The 16,779-nt window shown below is 51.5% G+C and carries 12 protein-coding genes and 1 pseudogene; 11 read left to right on the forward strand and 2 right to left on the reverse strand.

Going from position 1 to position 16,779, the window contains the following annotated elements:
- Window positions 1-85: 85 nt before the first annotated feature.
- Window positions 86-3,790: pseudogene (metH, locus tag IE073_RS11545) on the forward strand (methionine synthase).
- A gap of 65 nt (window positions 3,791-3,855) precedes the next feature.
- On the opposite strand, the gene IE073_RS11550 reads toward metH, so the two are convergent.
- Window positions 3,856-5,289, reverse strand: a complete 1,434-nt coding sequence (locus IE073_RS11550) for a DegQ family serine endoprotease (protein WP_189585971.1) — start codon at window positions 5,287-5,289, stop codon at window positions 3,856-3,858.
- Window positions 5,290-5,802: 513 nt separating this feature from the next.
- On the opposite strand from IE073_RS11550, the gene IE073_RS14230 reads away from it, so the two are divergent.
- The 7 genes from IE073_RS14230 to IE073_RS11585 all read left to right on the forward strand — a co-directional run bounded on the left by IE073_RS14230 (window position 5,803) and on the right by IE073_RS11585 (window position 11,964).
- Window positions 5,803-6,336 carry a peptide chain release factor-like protein gene (locus IE073_RS14230; protein ID WP_373298702.1) on the forward strand — a complete coding sequence of 178 codons (534 nt, stop codon included), beginning with the start codon at window positions 5,803-5,805 and terminating at the stop codon, window positions 6,334-6,336.
- 67 nt (window positions 6,337-6,403) lie between these two features.
- Window positions 6,404-6,835 carry a CBS domain-containing protein gene (locus IE073_RS11560; RefSeq protein ID WP_189585978.1) on the forward strand — a complete coding sequence of 144 codons (432 nt, stop codon included), beginning with the start codon at window positions 6,404-6,406 and terminating at the stop codon, window positions 6,833-6,835.
- Window positions 6,836-6,877: 42 nt separating this feature from the next.
- Window positions 6,878-7,303 (forward strand): iron-sulfur cluster assembly scaffold protein, encoded by a 426-nt coding sequence (locus IE073_RS11565; protein WP_189585981.1) that lies wholly within the window; start codon window positions 6,878-6,880, stop codon window positions 7,301-7,303.
- A 147-nt stretch (window positions 7,304-7,450) separates the two neighbouring features.
- On the forward strand, window positions 7,451-7,726 hold the full coding sequence (gene yidD, locus IE073_RS11570; RefSeq protein ID WP_233350058.1) for a membrane protein insertion efficiency factor YidD: 276 nt from the start codon (window positions 7,451-7,453) through the stop codon (window positions 7,724-7,726).
- A 4-nt stretch (window positions 7,727-7,730) separates the two neighbouring features.
- Window positions 7,731-9,662, forward strand: a complete 1,932-nt coding sequence (gene thrS / locus IE073_RS11575; RefSeq protein WP_189585988.1) for a threonine--tRNA ligase — start codon at window positions 7,731-7,733, stop codon at window positions 9,660-9,662.
- Window positions 9,663-9,667: 5 nt separating this feature from the next.
- On the forward strand, window positions 9,668-10,906 hold the full coding sequence (locus tag IE073_RS11580; RefSeq protein ID WP_189585991.1) for an O-antigen ligase family protein: 1,239 nt from the start codon (window positions 9,668-9,670) through the stop codon (window positions 10,904-10,906).
- Window positions 10,907-11,004: 98 nt separating this feature from the next.
- Window positions 11,005-11,964 (forward strand): glycosyltransferase family 2 protein, encoded by a 960-nt coding sequence (locus IE073_RS11585; RefSeq protein WP_189585994.1) that lies wholly within the window; start codon window positions 11,005-11,007, stop codon window positions 11,962-11,964.
- On the opposite strand, the gene IE073_RS11590 is transcribed toward IE073_RS11585, so the two are convergent.
- A complete protein-coding gene (locus IE073_RS11590; RefSeq protein WP_189585997.1) occupies window positions 11,882-13,597 on the reverse strand; it encodes an ArnT family glycosyltransferase in 1,716 nt (571 codons plus the stop codon). The genes IE073_RS11585 and IE073_RS11590 overlap by 83 nt on opposite strands.
- Before the next feature lie 81 nt (window positions 13,598-13,678).
- Between IE073_RS11590 and IE073_RS11595 the strand changes: the two genes are divergently transcribed.
- From IE073_RS11595 to IE073_RS11605, 3 genes are all read left to right on the forward strand, one after another.
- Entirely contained in the window at window positions 13,679-14,437 is a 759-nt protein-coding gene (locus tag IE073_RS11595) for a glycosyltransferase family 2 protein (protein WP_189586000.1), read from the forward strand.
- Window positions 14,438-14,566: 129 nt separating this feature from the next.
- On the forward strand, window positions 14,567-15,004 hold the full coding sequence (locus tag IE073_RS11600; RefSeq protein ID WP_233350036.1) for a hypothetical protein: 438 nt from the start codon (window positions 14,567-14,569) through the stop codon (window positions 15,002-15,004).
- Window positions 15,005-15,058: 54 nt separating this feature from the next.
- Complete coding sequence (locus IE073_RS11605; protein ID WP_189586003.1) at window positions 15,059-16,750, forward strand: EAL domain-containing protein; 1,692 nt, start codon at window positions 15,059-15,061, stop codon at window positions 16,748-16,750.
- Window positions 16,751-16,779: the final 29 nt, after the last annotated feature.

Here is a 16,779-nt window from a genome sequence, read left to right on the forward strand (position 1 = left end):
TTGCATTTTTCAGCATCATATAATGATTTCTTTATATACGTGTCGGTCACGCTCTGTTAATGCCCGCACGAAATAGGAGTTCACTATGTCTCGCAGCGCGAATATTTGGGACGACATCACCGCCGCCAGCGCCAATCGCATCCTTATGTTGGACGGCGCGATGGGTACGATGTTGCAAAAACAACAGCTTGAAGAGGAAGACTTTCGCGGTTCGCGTTTCGCTGATTGGCCGAGCCCCCTAAAAGGGAACAATGACCTCCTGGTGCTGACGAAACCCGAGGCTGTGCGGTCTGTCCATGATGCGTTTTTGGCGGCGGGTGCCGATTTGATTGAAACAAATTCTTTCAATGCGACATCCATTAGTCAGGATGATTATGGCATGGCAGAGCTTGCGCCAGAAATCGCACGCGCTTCGGCTTTGGTGGCGCGCGCCGCTGCGGATGCTTGGACCGAAAAGACCCCCGAAAAACCTAGGGCCGTTTTGGGCTCGATTGGCCCTATGAATAAAACTCTCTCTATTTCGCCAAAGGTCGAAGACCCAGGTTACCGCGACGTGACTTTTGATGAAGTCAAAGACGCATATATCGAACAGATCACAGCCATTATAGATATCGTAGATGCGATTTTGATTGAGACCGTTTTCGACACGTTAAACTGCAAGGCCGCTATCGCCGCATGCAGGGAAACTTTCGTTGCGGTGGGCTATGAAAAGCCAATTATTATTTCTGGCACGATTACCGACCGGTCTGGCCGCACGCTGTCGGGTCAAACCGCAGAGGCGTTCTATATCTCGATTGCCCATGCCAAACCTTGGGCCGTGGGATTGAATTGCGCGCTGGGCGCAGATGAAATGCGCCCGCATATTGAAGCCATTAGTCGCGTCGCCGAAACCCGCGTTATTGCTTTCCCAAATGCGGGTCTGCCAAATGCGTTTGGTGAGTATGACGAAAGCCCCGCCGATATGACAGCTCAGATTGCGCCGTGGATTGAGGGCGGGGTTGTCAATATTCTGGGCGGGTGTTGCGGGACAACGCCAGACCACATCGCCGCGATTGCAAAAGCTGCTGCGACAGGCACACCACGCGTACCTGTCGGGCCAAAGCCCACATTGCGCCTGTCTGGCCTCGAACCTTTTCAGATTGCTGTCTAGCTTATGTCCAACTCCGCAACACAATTTATCAATATCGGTGAGCGTACAAACGTTGCTGGCTCCGCTCGGTTTAAAAAACTGATTGTCAATAATGACTTTGAGAAGGCGCTGTCTGTCGCGCGTCAACAAGTCGAAAGCGGCGCGCAAATCATTGACGTGAATATGGACGATGGCTTGATTGATGGCGCAGAGGCCATGACGCGCTTCTTGCAGTTAATGGCGGGTGAACCTGATATTTCCCGTGTCCCCGTGATGATCGACAGTTCCAAATGGGAGGTCCTCGAAGCAGGCCTGAAATGCGTGCAGGGCAAAGCTGTCGTGAACTCGATTTCCATGAAGGAAGGCGAGGCGGAGTTTTTAGCGCATGCGCGCAAAGTTAGAGATTTGGGTGCCGCTGCCGTCATCATGGCCTTTGACGAAGAAGGCCAAGCTGAAACCGCAGACCATAAATTTGAAATTTGCGAGCGGGCTTACAATTTGCTCGTCAATGAAGTCGATTTCCCGCCTGAAGATATTATTTTTGATCCAAATATTTTTGCGGTCGCGACGGGTATTGAGGAGCATAATGATTACGCTGTCGCGTTTTTTGATGCCTGCAAACGTATCAAGGCGAACTTGCCGCATGCGCGGATATCTGGCGGCCTATCAAATGTCAGTTTTGCATTTCGCGGTAATAATGTCCTTCGTGAAGCCATGCATTCGGTGTTCCTATATCACGCTATCCCAGCGGGTTTGGACATGGCGATTGTCAATGCGGGCCAATTGACGATTTACGATGACATTCCAGATGAACTGCGCGAGCGCGTAGAAGACGTGATCTTAAACCGTCGTCCTGACGCGACGGATCGCTTGTTAGAGGTTGCCGATAAATACAAAGGTGATGGTAAAGCCAAAGCCCATGTTGTCGATTTAGAATGGCGAAAGCTGCCCGTTGAGAAGCGCCTCGAACACGCGTTAGTCCGCGGGATCACAGACTTTATTGTCGCCGATACCGAGGAAGCCCGGCTTTCTGCAGAACGTCCATTGCATGTCATCGAGGGCCCCTTGATGGCGGGAATGAACGTCGTTGGCGATCTCTTTGGCGCAGGTAAAATGTTCCTGCCGCAAGTCGTGAAATCCGCGCGCGTGATGAAGGCGTCTGTCGCCCATCTTCTGCCCTTTATGGAGGAAGAGAAGGAATTACTGGGTACAGCTGGGACGTCGAACGGCCGTATTCTTATGGCGACAGTGAAGGGCGATGTGCACGATATTGGGAAAAACATCGTGGGCGTAGTCTTGCAATGCAACGGATATGATGTCGTCGATTTAGGCGTCATGGTGCCATGCGATAAAATCTTGGATGCGGCGGTCGAACATAATGTCGACATGGTGGGTCTTTCTGGTTTGATTACACCAAGCCTAGACGAGATGGTTTATGTGGGCAAAGAAATGCAACGTCGCGGTATGACAATGCCGCTGCTTATCGGTGGAGCGACGACATCCAAGACGCATACGGCGGTGAAGATCGAACCAGCCTATGAAGCGGGTCCGACGGTTTATGTGACAGATGCCAGTCGTGCGGTTGGCGTTGTTGGTAAGTTGCTGGGCGATACGTCCGCAGACTATACATTCGACATTCGCAGTGAGTATGAAAAAGCGCGAGCGGCGCACCAACGTGGACAATCGGCCAAATCGCGTCTGACACTCAAGGAGGCGCGGGATAATCCTTGGACTACGAATTGGGCGAACTATACGCCGCCAAAGCCGACGTTCCTCGGTACGAAAACACTGACGAATTATCCGCTCGAGAAGTTGCGTGATTTCATTGATTGGACGCCTTTCTTTGCGACGTGGGAATTGAAAGGGCGCTATCCAGCTATTCTTGAAAACGAGCGCTATGGTGAAGCCGCGCGGGATCTATTTGAAGACGCTCAAGCGATGTTAGATCAAATGATTGCTGAAAAATGGGTAGCCGCGAATGGTGTTTTTGGTTTCTGGCCCGCAGGACAAAATGGAGACGATGTGCGCGTGTACAAAGACGCGTCCCGCACCGAAACATTGACGCAATTCCACGGGCTAAGACAGCAAATTTCTAAGGGCAGTCAGGACAAACCCAATTTCTGCATTTCTGATTTTTGCGCTCCGACTGATGATTATATTGGTGGATTTGCTGTTACGGCTGGGTTGGGTGAATCAGCAAAGTCAAAGGCGTTTGAAGAGGCGGGTGACGACTATAATTCTATCCTATTTAAAGCCTTATGTGATCGATTGGCCGAAGCCTTTGCGGAGCATTTGCACCAACGCGTGCGCCGTGAATTTTGGGGCTATGCGCCCGATGAAACGGCAAGCGGCGATGAGCTGATTGCAGAGAAATACGCAGGTATTCGCCCCGCCCCGGGTTATCCTGCGCAGCCAGATCATACGGAGAAAGCAGCGCTTTTTAATATCTTAGATGTCACGAAGGAGACTGGCATTGAGTTGACACAAAGTTTTGCCATGCATCCTGCCAGTTCGGTGTCGGGGATTTATTTCTCTCACCCTGACTCAGTTTATTTCGGCGTTGGAAAGATCGAGAAAGACCAGGTTGAAGACTACGCTCGACGTAAGGAAATGAGCGTTGATGACGTAGAGCGCTGGCTTGCTCCCATCCTGAATTACTAGGAACTCTTGGGTCAAAAAATAGAAGCCCCGCATATTTGCGGGGCTTCTTTGTTATTGGATTGCGGTTACTTTACCGCGAGATACAGATTGCGACCTTGCCGTTCGATCCGCAATGCATATGGGCCTTCTTCACCTTTGATGGCATCTTCGAAATCGTCCAAGTCACTGATGTCGGTGCGACCGATGCGTCGGATGACGTCACCTTTTTGAAGTCCTGCGCGCGCCGCACGTGAGCCGCGTTCTACCGACATAATATAGACGCCATCATCGCCGCCTCGTAATTCGAGATCATCTGGAATATTGGAGACTTCCGCTCCATCGAAGGCTTCCAGAGTAGCGGGTTCAGCGTCCCCGTAACGACTATCGGGCGATGATGTTTCATCTTCGTCATCGGGCATTTCCGCAATGCCGATCCGCGTCGTTCGGCGTTTTCCATCGCGCAGGAATGTCACGTCGGCACGAGTGCCCGGTTTGAGAAGGCCGACCAGATTTCGCAAATCATTGCTGTCGAGAATTTCCTCGCCGTTGAAAGCAATTACGATGTCACCTTCTTCCAACCCAGCCTTTTCCGCAGGGGTGCCTGCGCCCACGTCAGAGACGAGCGCACCATCCATAGATTTTAGACCAAGGCCTTCACGAAGCGCGGGTGTGACGTTTTGGATCTGGACGCCGATCCGTCCGCGTTTGACCTCGCCGTTTTCACGCAATTGTTCGATAACATTTTTGACGGTGCGAACAGGCACCGCAAAACCGATGCCGTTATTTCCGCCCGAACGCGAGACAATGGCCGTATTGATGCCAATTAATTCGCCCTTGGAATTGACGAGCGCTCCGCCGGAATTGCCCGGGTTAATGGAGGCGTCAGTCTGGATATAGTTGGAATAATTGTCACCAGAGCGTTGGTCGCGGCCCAAGGCTGAAATAATGCCCGACGTCACGGTGGAGGACAAACCAAATGGATTGCCGACAGCAATCACATAATCGCCGACACGGGCTTCGCCTGTATTGGCAAGGCGTAATTCCGTGAGGTCTCTGGCATCAATTTTCAACAAGGCCAAATCAGTCTTCGGGTCGGCCCCGACCAATTCGGCTTCGACTTCACGGCGATCATTAAGTGTGACCATGATTTCGTCGGCGTCTTTAATGACGTGGTTGTTTGTGATGATCAGGCCTTTGCTAGCATCATAAATAACGCCTGAACCCAAACCTCCTCGCGGGCCGCGGTTGTTCGGGGACATACGGCCGCCGAAAAATCGCTCCATTAATTCCTGTTCCGGGGAGGACGTCGTGTTTTCTGGTGCCTCTTGTAGTGTCTGGATCGACACAACGGCGGGTGTCACACGTTCTAACAACGGGGCCATGGTCAGAACGCCGCGCACCGGATCAACGGTCATCGCTTGCGAACGTGTGTTGGTCTGCGCATCGGCATTTGATTGTAGGGCGAGGGGGGATGCGAGGAGGGCGAGTGCCGCCGCGCCAAGCAATAAAGGTCTTTTCATGGTCGGGTCCTTCGTGACTGACTTCATCTGGGACCGATTTGGGACTCTTATCCGTTATAGGCAATATCTGCCCGCAGAATCTAAACATGAATTAATTGTGACCGACTGGTAACGATTGGCGAACCTTATCGCTCACAGCCTGTCACGAAACTCCTGATTTTGCTATAAACTGGAACCGTCCGCGCATTGGAAACCTTCAACGGGTACCAAATTAAAAGTTTTGTTTTAGGCCGCTACAAGACACGGGGAAGTGCTCAATGATGCACTGGGTCCTGCAGACGCGGCGCTCTCGCGCCCAGCCTCACTGTCTTTAGAGTCAAAAAGACAGCGCCACTTTATCTTATGTCCATAAGAGCTATAGCGACACAACTATCATGCACGTGGTGTTTATCAATTTCCCCAAATAAGCGTCACGGCATTGAAATGCAGAAGTTTTTAAACCCATAAAAGCTGGATTGATCTCCTTTTATCGATTTTTTCCCAGCGCGAGGTCAAACCTGTTATCCAATGCGGATGTCGGCGAGTTTCCATATTCAAAAAACGTCATTGCCCCATCGAGATGCTTTGCTCGCATTGGATGATGAGGCTCTGCTGCGGCAGTGTCGCCAAGAAACCTATCGCGCGTCAGGGCCTGGGGGCCAGCATCGGAACAAAACAGATTCGGCTGTTCGATTGTCTTTGTTCGACGGGCAGATCCTTGCGTCGTGCGCGGATCATCGGTCCCAACATCGCAACCGCGTCGAGGCTCTACGGCGGTTGCGTTTGACTCTTGCGCTTGAGTTACGGTGCGCCCTTGCGGAAGATCTTTCCACCGAAGTCTGGACCGGGTCTTGGGCTTTGGGACGTAAGGACCGTCGCTACGCTGCGTTCATCGCCTATGTGTTGGATGTACTGGCCAATCATGATTGGGCCGTAGGTATTGCCGCGGCGGGGTTAGGTGTTTCCACCGGGAAATTAATCCGGGTTCTGGCACAAGATCCACAGACTTGGAATGTGGTCAATCAAGCCCGCAAGAAAATTGATCTCGTCAACCTTAGACGTCCCTGATCAGATAATTTGGTCGAGTTTGGACAGACTGCCGCCAATGTGGTAAACTTAGAGTGGAGGATAATTTATGACGATTAAGAGTATTTTAGACGCCAAAAGCCATGACATATATTCCGTCTCGCACGGCGCGAAGCTCCGCGAGGCTATAGCTCTGCTCAATGAAAAAAATGTCGGTGTGGTTCTGATTACCGATGACGCTGGGAAATTAGCCGGAATTTTGTCTGAACGCGATATTGTGCGGCGATCCCTGTTGCAAGAAACAGGTTTCCGCGATGAGGCCGTAACGAAATCAATGACCAAGGATGTATTTACCGTTGGACCAGATGCAACTGTTGATGATGTCATGGAAATCATGACGACGTCCCGCATCCGTCACGTGCCCGTCCTTGACGGTGACAAAATCACGGGCGTGATCTCCATTGGGGATGTGGTCAAACGTAAAATCGCTGACGCGGAGAATGAAGCGGCCGCGATGCGAGATTATATCACTGCGGGATAAACGCCCCTATCGTTGTTAAGGTCGGGTCCCTATATCTGGCCTATGTTTGACGACCTTTATAATGCTGATATTTTAGGCCTTTCCGCGACGTTGAAAAATGCGGCCTTGGATGCGCCTGATGGGACAGCGCGGAAAGTTTCGAAACTTTGCGGTTCTTGGCTGGAGATCGATTTGAAGATCGACGATGGCGTCGTCACCGATTGTGCCATGCGCGTTCAAGCCTGTGCCTTGGGCCAAGCGAGTGCTGCGATTTTGAAAGCGTCGATAATCGGGGCGAATTTGGAAGAGCTCGTTGTAGCGCGGGATGGTTTACGTGCGATGTTGAGAGACGGCGGCGATCCTCCTGCTGGGCGATTTGCCAGACTTTCTCTCTTGGCAGGTGTCGCGGCCTATCTTGCACGTCATACGTCGACCCTCTTAGCGTTTGAGGCGGCCGTTCTGGCATTCGAGGCCGAAGGCCAGAAATAATGTGGACAGTGAAACCTATTCCGCTCTAGTTTATAGACCTGTTTCAGGAGGCATCGTCGCCAAATTCATGCGAGATTTTTTTAAGATATCCGATCAGATGAACAGGGACTAACCATGTCCGTTCTTTCAAAACTCGTCAGTTTTCCGATGCTCTTGGCTTTGGCGATATACAAGATATTCATTTCGCCGGTTCTGTTTTTCTTTGGTGTACGATGTCGGCATGAACCCTCTTGTTCGAGTTATTCAAAACAGGCTATTTTAGAACACGGCCCGTGGTATGGCGGGTGGATGACCCTTGCGCGACTGCTACGGTGTCAGCCTTGGGGGACGACTGGGGTTGATAATGTGCCCGAAAACATTACCACACCGCCTTTATATGCCCCTTGGCGCGTAGCCTTGTGGACAAAGACAAACTCGGAATAAAACAATGGTCACTTTGACATTCCCAGATGGTGCAGCGCGCGAATATAAGGCGGGCACAACGGCAATGGAGGTGGCGAAGTCCATCTCGAAAGGTCTCGCAAAACAGGTTCTCGCTGCGAAGCTAGATGGTGAGCTAGTCGATGCGTCCTTGCCAATTAATGCTGACGCTAAATTGGAACTGGTTACAGCGAAAGACCCAGAGGGGCTGGAGCTTATTCGTCATGATGCGTCGCATGTTATGGCGGAAGCCGTCCAAGAATTATTCCCCGGCACACAGGTCACAATTGGCCCCGTCATTGAAAATGGCTTTTACTACGATTTTCACCGGGATGAGCCGATCAGCGAAGACGACTTTGCCGCGATTGAAAAGAAGATGGCGTTCATCATCAACCGGAATGACAAATTCGAACGTGTGGAAATGGACCGAAATGCGGCCATTAAAATGTTCCGCGAAATGGGCGAGGAATTCAAAGCTGAATTGATTGAGGATTTACCTGAATCTGAGACCATTACCGTTTACAAGCAGGGCAAGTGGTTTGACCTTTGCCGCGGGCCGCATCTGCCGAGCACAGGTAAGATTGGGAAGGCGTTCAAGTTGATGAAAGTCGCGGGCGCATATTGGCGTGGCGATTCGAATAATCCACAACTTCAGCGGATCTACGGCACTGCTTGGGCATCCCAAGAAGATCTCGACGCGCATCTGAAACAGATCGAAGAGGCCGAAGCGCGGGATCATCGTCGCTTGGGCCGTCAGCTCGGCTTGTTTCACTTCCAAGAGGAAGCTCAAGGTCAAGCGTTTTGGCATCCGAATGGCTGGACGCTCTACACAACTCTTATGGCCTATATGTCCCGCCGTCAGCGTGAATATGGCTATCAGGAAATCAAGACACCGCAGCTCATGGACCGCAAGTTTTGGGAAGCGTCAGGCCATTGGGAAAAATATCGCGAAAATATGTTCGTCTGCGAAGTCGCGGAAGAGGACAAAGTTTTATCGCTCAAGCCAATGAACTGCCCCTGCCATATTCAGGTCTTCAATTACGGCCAGAAGTCCTATCGCGATCTGCCACTACGCTTCGCTGAGTTCGGATCTTGTCACCGTTACGAGCCGTCGGGCGCGCTGCATGGCCTCATGCGCGTTCGCGGCTTTGTACAGGATGATGGACACATTTTCTGCAAACTTGATCAGGTGACGGAAGAGGTGAAAGGGTTCACCGAGCTTTTGAAATCTGTCTATGCCGACCTTGGGTTTGACGATGTGAAAGTGAAATTCTCCACACGTCCAGACACGCGAGTAGGATCCGATGAATATTGGGATAATGCGGAAGCCGCGCTCAGCGCCGCTGCCGATGCCTCCGGTTTGGAAGTCGAACTCAATGAAGGCGACGGCGCCTTTTACGGCCCAAAACTCGACTTTGTTTTGCGCGACGCTATCGGTCGAGAGTGGCAGGCTGGGACCATCCAACTTGATCCAAATATGCCAGAACGCCTTGGTGCGTCCTATATTGGCGACGATGACAAGAAGCATGCACCTGTTATGTTGCACCGCGCCGTACTCGGGTCATTTGAACGTTTCCTGGGTATTTTGATCGAGAACTACGCGGGACGCTTCCCGCTGTGGCTTTCGCCTGTACAAGTCGTCATTGCGACTATCACTTCCGATGCAGATGACTACGCCAAAGAGGTTGTAGCTAAACTGAAAGCCGCGGGCCTGCGCGCTGAGATCGATACACGTAATGAGAAGATAAATTACAAAATTCGCGAACTTTCCGCCGATCGAAAAATCCCTGTGATCGCCGTCGTGGGCCGCAAAGAGATGGAGGACGGCAAGCTTGCCATTCGCCGCCTAGGCTCGCGTGACCAAACAATCCTCACGATTGAGGAGGCAATTGCCGCCTTATCAGATGAGGCGAAAGCTCCAGATCAGCAAAGAGGATAGACGGTTTGGGCGCGTTAGTTAAAGGGTTCGACGGTCTCTCGCGAGGACTCCTCTTTCTTGGCGTTCTGCTTTTTCCTCTTCTGTCCATCGCGGGCGGGTTGGGGTTTCAGGCGGTGGGGTTCTTTCTTGGCATTTCGGCCATATTGGTCTGGGTGGCAGATCGATCGGGCGCAGCCTATTTGAGGTCTATCTGGCCAATTTGCCTTTTAGCTTTCGTGCTTTGGGCGTGGTTGTCATCGCTTTGGAGTCCGTATGACGGTGACGTCATTGGCGGGAATGCCTCCATTCTTTTTATCCTGACGCTCACATTACTATTCGTGCCTCTTGCGTTTCTTCGCCTTACCAAGCGATTGAGCGTGATCTTAACTTGGGCCCTGATCATCGGCAGTATAATCGGCGTTGCGATCATTTGGATTGACGCGGCCACTGGCTACGCGCTCTCCATTTGGGGTGACCCTGTCGCGCCTGGTGCTAATCCCGTTCAACGTCGCAGCGATGCAGAGATGAACCTAGGGCGCGGGCAAGTCAGCTACGCGTTACTCGCGTGGCCTGTAGCCGCTCTAATGATTGCAAAAATGAAGCGTGGCGTATGGTTGGCGATCGCTTTGTTGATAGGTCTGGCTGTGTCGGCACAACTCAACAATCTTAGCATTGTCATTCCAGCGTTGGCGCTCTCTGCTGGCTTTGCGGGCTTTGCTTGGTGGCGACCGCGTTGGGGCGTTATTTTAGCCTTCTCTCTTGCCATCGCGAGTATTGTTTTCGCTCCACTACTTGGAATTTTCTCCAGCCTTTTTGATATTGAGACCATGCGGAAAATTCCGCTGTCTTGGGAACATCGTCTGCGCATGTGGGCCTATAGCTGGGAGTTGATCCAGCAAACACCATGGATTGGCCATGGATTTGATTCATCGCGTATTTATGATCAAGTAACGTTCCAAGCGCCTGACGGGCGCAACATTCCCGTGATTTCGATGCACCCCCACAATATTGGCCTACAGATTTGGTTGGAGACAGGCTTGATAGGAGTCGTTTTAATGGTGGGGACTTTGGTCGCCTTGCTCGAAACATCATTAAAGACCTGCCAAAATTCTCTACAATCAATTGGGGTTGCAGGGCTTGTTTCAGCAACGGCGACTTGCAGTGCTGTGACAGTCGGCGTGTGGCAACATTGGTGGTGGGCGCTGATTGTACTGGCTGCGAGCATCATCATTTTATTGCGCTCTCAAGACGTGAACACCAGCTGAACTGAGTTTTGCAAAATATATTTTCCTTTACACTCATAGGCTTGGGCGCTTAAAGGTTCACTCTGGGGTCTGGCGCAATGGACCTAAGGAGTACAACGTTGACTAAAATTGTCACATTTAATGTCGAGGGTACTATCCCTGCGACCGATACGGTTCGAAAACGTCCTATCAGTGTGGTTATGGTCAGTTATATGACTGGACCTGCCTTAATCGAAGCCATCATGGCGGTGCTCGCTGATCGTGATGTTCATGAATTGATCGTCGTCGACAATGGAAACACGGAGAGCGCTCGCGCTCGGCTTTCGGAGTTGACCGCGAAACGAAACCGCGTCCGATTTTTACAAGGACACGGAAATATTGGCTTTGCTCGTGCCTGCAATTACGGTGCGAAATTGGCGACAGGGCACTACCTTCTGTTTTTAAACCCGGATGCTGTCATTACGTCGGGCGCGGCCCGCCAGCTTGCAAATGCAGGGGATTGTTTGGTTGAGCCGTGGATTACTGGCGGATTGCTCCGTGACGAAACGGGCAAAGAACAACGCGGTGCGCGGCGCCGTGCACTGACGCCTCTTTCTGCGTTGGTCGGGTTCTTGCCCATCCTGGAAGTTATCCCAGGTTTACGGTCAATTCACCGCGAGACCGACGAACTACCCAAACACACGGTTCAAATTGATACGATCTCTGGGGCGTGTCTTATGACGGATCGGCCCAGCTTTGATAAAATGGGCGGTTTTGATGAGCGTTATTTCCTTCATGTGGAAGATATAGAAATATGCCGCCGTGCACGTCAGTTGGGCGGACAGGTCGCGTTTGTACCCGGTGCGACGGTTATGCACTATGGCTCGACCTCTAATGCGCCTCGCATTTGGATCGAAAAAGAAAAACTCAAAGGCTTCTTACGATATTTTTGGCACTACCAACCGGGACCTATGTCGAAAATTTTAACGGTCTTGGCGGCGCCGTTTATGGCGGCAGCTATTCTGGGGCGGGCCTATCTTCTTTCGCTTCGGGGGGCGATGACACGCGAGGGTCCGCGCAAGGCACCTCCCGCAAAATAATCAATTCTACAGCGCGCCCTTTGGAGTAATTATACCCAGCGATAGGCTCTGACGTCTCTAGGCAGTTCTCTCTTGTTGCTGCTGAAGCCTCGAGCTCGTGATAGATCAAAGCTTTCTCCCGCTGCATTAAATCCAGAATAATGAGCTGGCTTTTTGACAGGTCAGGAGCGTCGCCTTTCACATTTATCTCTGTTCCTACATGATAGACGAGGCTGGGCTCTGTATAATGGGGGCTGTGAATGTCACGAGGGGAAATATCTGGCGCAAACTTTGTAATGGCTTCGGCGACGCGCTCTGAAGCATTAAAAGCGTCTATATTGGGTAAAATATAGCCATAAGCTCCAATCATAGCGACCATAGATGCAAATAGAGCCGATCCCAAAGAGAAGCCTGTTTTCCCCGCCCAGAGGCAGAAGGCTGCAATGATCGCGGCCAATCCCGCAATCCCACAAATTGCGTAGCTCACCCACATTGTATCCGTAGGTCCATATTGGCTCTGGCCAAAAAGGACGATGCCCAGCGTGAGGGTTGTGGAAACGAGGAAAACCAAACCGCTGACGAAACGCGAAACACTGAAACCTCTGACATGTTTAAGGGTCAATATTGCTGCGCCCATCATTAGGCAAAGGACGGGGAAGACGGGCAACCCGTAATGCGGCAGTTTTGTTGGCATAATCTCGATGATCACCCAGAACGGCACGGCCCAGGACAAGCAGAAACGCATTGCCCGCGTCACCGTTGTCTCGCTGCCTGAACGAACGGCTTTCACCGCGTAAACAAGTCCAGGCAGGAGAAAGAGACTGGCGGGCCAAAGCGTTGCCCAAATGAGCAAACTATGTGTTCCTGGCGGCGCTCCATGGCTCTCCTGACCTGACACGATTTTGCCGCCTAAATCGTTGCCGAGACTTTCTGCGAAGAATGCACCTTCGGTTACAAAATACATGGCGACAGCCCAAGGTAACCACATCAGAATAAAGACTAAAATAGCGCCCCAATTCAACAATGATTGCGCCCATTTTAGATTTCGCTCCCACGCCCATAGGCTACCGAGGGTGAGGGCTATCAACATTGGTCCAATGGGACCTTTGATCATAATTGATGCGCCTAGGGCAATCCAGATAACCCAAACCTCGCGCCGCCCACCGCCATTCCTTAGACGCCCCAACCCGGCAAAAATCACGGTTGTTGATGCACAGAGCAGGGCGTCTGTCTTGGCGATGTGTCCTTCGAAAACGAAAATAAATGATGTTGCTAAAAGCGCAGCTGCGATCACGGCGGCTTTTCGGCCGACCATCTGCAAGCCGCCCCAATAGAGTGCGAGGATTGTCAGAAGCGCACCCAAGACGGAGGGCAGGCGTTGCGCCCAAATTTTCCGCGTATCGTCTTGAGAAAATGTTTTGATCATGGCCGTTTGAGCCCAATAGACGCCGGCCGGCTTCTTGTTGCGCGCCTCGTCTTGAAATCGAATGTTCAGTAAATCGCCGCTTTCAGCCATTTGCACGCTGGCTTGAGCATAGCGGGCTTCATCGCGATCAATGACAGGTAAACTCGCCAAACCAGGCAAAACCATCGCGAGGGTTAGCAGGAAAAGCATCACGATGTGCGAACGGCGCTTATTTAAAGATCCCAGCATAAGGGCGACTACCCTATCGGGTGAATTTGCAAAAGTGTTTTCGCCTTTGATGAACTCGTAATTTCATGACATGAGGCGACTATGTCAATTGATCAAAATAATACCGAGTCCCGCGCTGTGCCGCATATTTCCGTTGTGGTGCCTGCCTATAATGAGGCTGAGAATGTGGAGAACTTGGCTCGGGAAATTTCAAACGCCTTATCTGATGTGCCTTATGAGATGATTTTTATCGATGATGCCTCATCGGATGAGACAAAATCCGTTCTGATGGGTATGAAATCTCGCTTCCCCAATCTCCGCGTTTTGGCCCATCGAGAGAATGCTGGGCAATCCCGTGGTGTTCGCACTGGCGTCCGTGCGGCGCTGGCGCCTGTGATCGCGACTTTGGACAGCGATGGTCAGAATGACCCAGCTGATATTCCAGCGTTATTTTCTCAACTCACGCGGGAGGGCGCGCCGGAAACATTGGCAATGGTCGGCGGACGTCGCGCAAAACGTATCGATTCTGCCGCCAAAAAGATTGCTTCTCGTTTTGGCAATGGTGTGCGCAAGAAACTGTTGAAAGACGAGGCCGATGACACGGGTTGCGGCTTAAAAGTCTTTAAGCGGGACGCGTTTTTAGACCTTCCCTACTTTGACCATATTCACCGCTATATCCCTGCCCTGATGTTGCGCGAAGGCTATCAGATCGAATTTTGCGATGTGAACCATCGCGCCCGCGAATTTGGCGTCAGTAAATATACCAATTTCGGCCGTTTAAAGGTCTCAATCGCGGATCTACGTGGCGTTATCTGGCTCCGCAGTCGAATGAGACTACCGGGCGGCGTCGACGAACTCTAACGGACGCGGTCATTGCACGTCTGCTAGGGTTAACGCCTCGTAAACTATGGGCGGGTAGGATTTTCTTAACCTTATTGATTCGAGCCCTTGCGCCAAGCGCGAAGGGTTCTCTTCCGCCGAGAAAGCCCTGTGCGTTTTTTTACTGTCTTCCCGCTGATGATTATCCCTGTGGTGATCTATAATATTCTCGCTTTAGGTGGGGCAGCGTTCTCAACGATTGAAGAAATGCGCCTGCGTCTAGACACGGATGTCTTTGCCTTGCCAATGACTAGCGGCGTGACATGGGATATTACACCAGGCCATGCTCTGATTGCGGGATCGCTCTTGATGCTGTTCTTCGAACTAATAAAGTCGACAGGCATTGGTCGAGCCGCTGTCATGAACCATGCATTTTCCCTTGTGTTATTTATCGTGTGTTTGGTGGAGTTTCTTCTCTTGCCGGCCTTCGCGACTTCAGTGTTCTTCCTGATCATGGTTATGACATTATTAGATGTTATGGCGGGATTCATGGTGACCATCGCGGCAGCGCGCCGCGATTTTGCGGTCGCGGATGGATATGGGGACTGATTCTGTGAATCTTAAGAAGTGCACCGTAGGTTGTATTTATGGTGGGTGCTGAATATGAATAAGAACGTCACAAAAGGTGACCGACTCGCGCGCATTGCCGGAGTCTGGAGCAAAGATGTCGCATTATCTCTGATGCGGGCTGCCCCCTTTCGGATAACCGATCGAACAATACTTCATTTTGAACCACATGCTCAGGCCGCAGATGTACTTTGCAGCTCCTCAGGCCAAATTCCCAATGTGCTTGTAGATTGGAACTACCGTCTGAAGGGGGAAGATGTACGAGCGCGCCAAAAAGCGATGCGTCGCCTGACTTGGGATGGTGCAGAATACAAACTAACCTACCAATGGAGAACGGACCAAGGCGAAGAAATCTGGCTAGAAGAGCAAGGCCGTCGTAAATCGGGACTTGGGGACATACCAACCGAAATCGAAGGAGTCATACGTAATGTAACGTCTCGACGACGGGTAGAAAATCGAACAGCATTTTTGGCAACTCATGATGATTTGACATCCGTTTCCAATGCGGCGGCGACAGAGAAATCGCTCGACCATTTGGCCGCTTTGACCAATCGCCAACGTGGGGAAGGCGCCCTACTTCGTTTGCGTCTCACAAATCTTTCCGACATCAATGCGGTTTACGGTTTCGAGACAGGGGATCGTTTGCTTATTGAATTTGCGCGTCGTTTGTCTCAAATTGTTCGAGCACCGGATGTTCTAGGTCGAATCGGCGGCGCAGACTTCGGCCTTGTTCTTTACGGTTCCACCGCGGAAGATGTGCGCGCAATTGCAAAACGTCTTTTCTTTCTCCTTGAAAACTCTCCTGTTCAAACCCCGCATGGCGGTCTATATGGAGAATTTTCCGCAAGTTCTACGCAAATGCGAGTTCAAGCGAGTTCTGCAAGTGAAGCGTTAAGTCAAACCGAATTTGCGATAGAGGACGCTCGACCATCCGAAATAAAGGCCTTTGTCGAAACTATGGCCATGGATACTTTGCGTACCCGTCAGGAAACGACCGCAGATGATATTCTCAACGCGCTGAACCAGCGCCGTATTCAGTTAGCCTATCAGCCTATAATAGAGACGAAAACATCCCGACTTCACCATTACGAAGCTCTGCTTCGCTTGCGGCGCGAAGATGGCGAAGTCGTCAGCGCTGGTCGGTTCATTATGGCCGCGGAACGGTTAGGTTTGGTGCATCTATTGGACCGCCGTGCTCTAGAATTGGCCGCAGAGACTTTGGCGACTGAGCCAGATGTGCACCTGGCCCTGAACGTCTCCGCAGGCACTGTTAAAGACGTCACAGCTGCCTCGGAATACATAGCTGCCCTAAAAGCGCTTGGCCCAGCGGCTGAACGTGTAACTTTGGAATTGACCGAGACCGTGGCATTAGATGACCCTGCCATGGCCAGCGAATTCTCAAATGAAGTTCGCGCTATTGGATGTGAATTCGCAATCGATGATTTTGGCTCTGGCTACACAACCTTCCGCAACCTGATGGCCATTGAGGCTGATATGATCAAGATCGACGGTACTCTAATTGAGGGTATTGCCTCCGATCCGAACAAGCAGACTTTCGTGCGTATGATGGTCGATCTGGCCCAAACCTTCAGCGTGAAAACTGTCGCGGAAATGGTCGACGACCGTGCCGATGCCGATATTTTGCGGCGTTTAGGCGTGGATTACCTGCAGGGCTTCATGTTTGGCGTTCCTTCCGCTGCACCAAGCTGGCAAAAGCGAGCGTCTTGATTTAGACGACGCTTATGCGTGAAACCGCG

The organism is Litorimonas cladophorae, from assembly GCF_014652455.1.
GTDB lineage: Bacteria > Pseudomonadota > Alphaproteobacteria > Caulobacterales > Maricaulaceae > Litorimonas > Litorimonas cladophorae.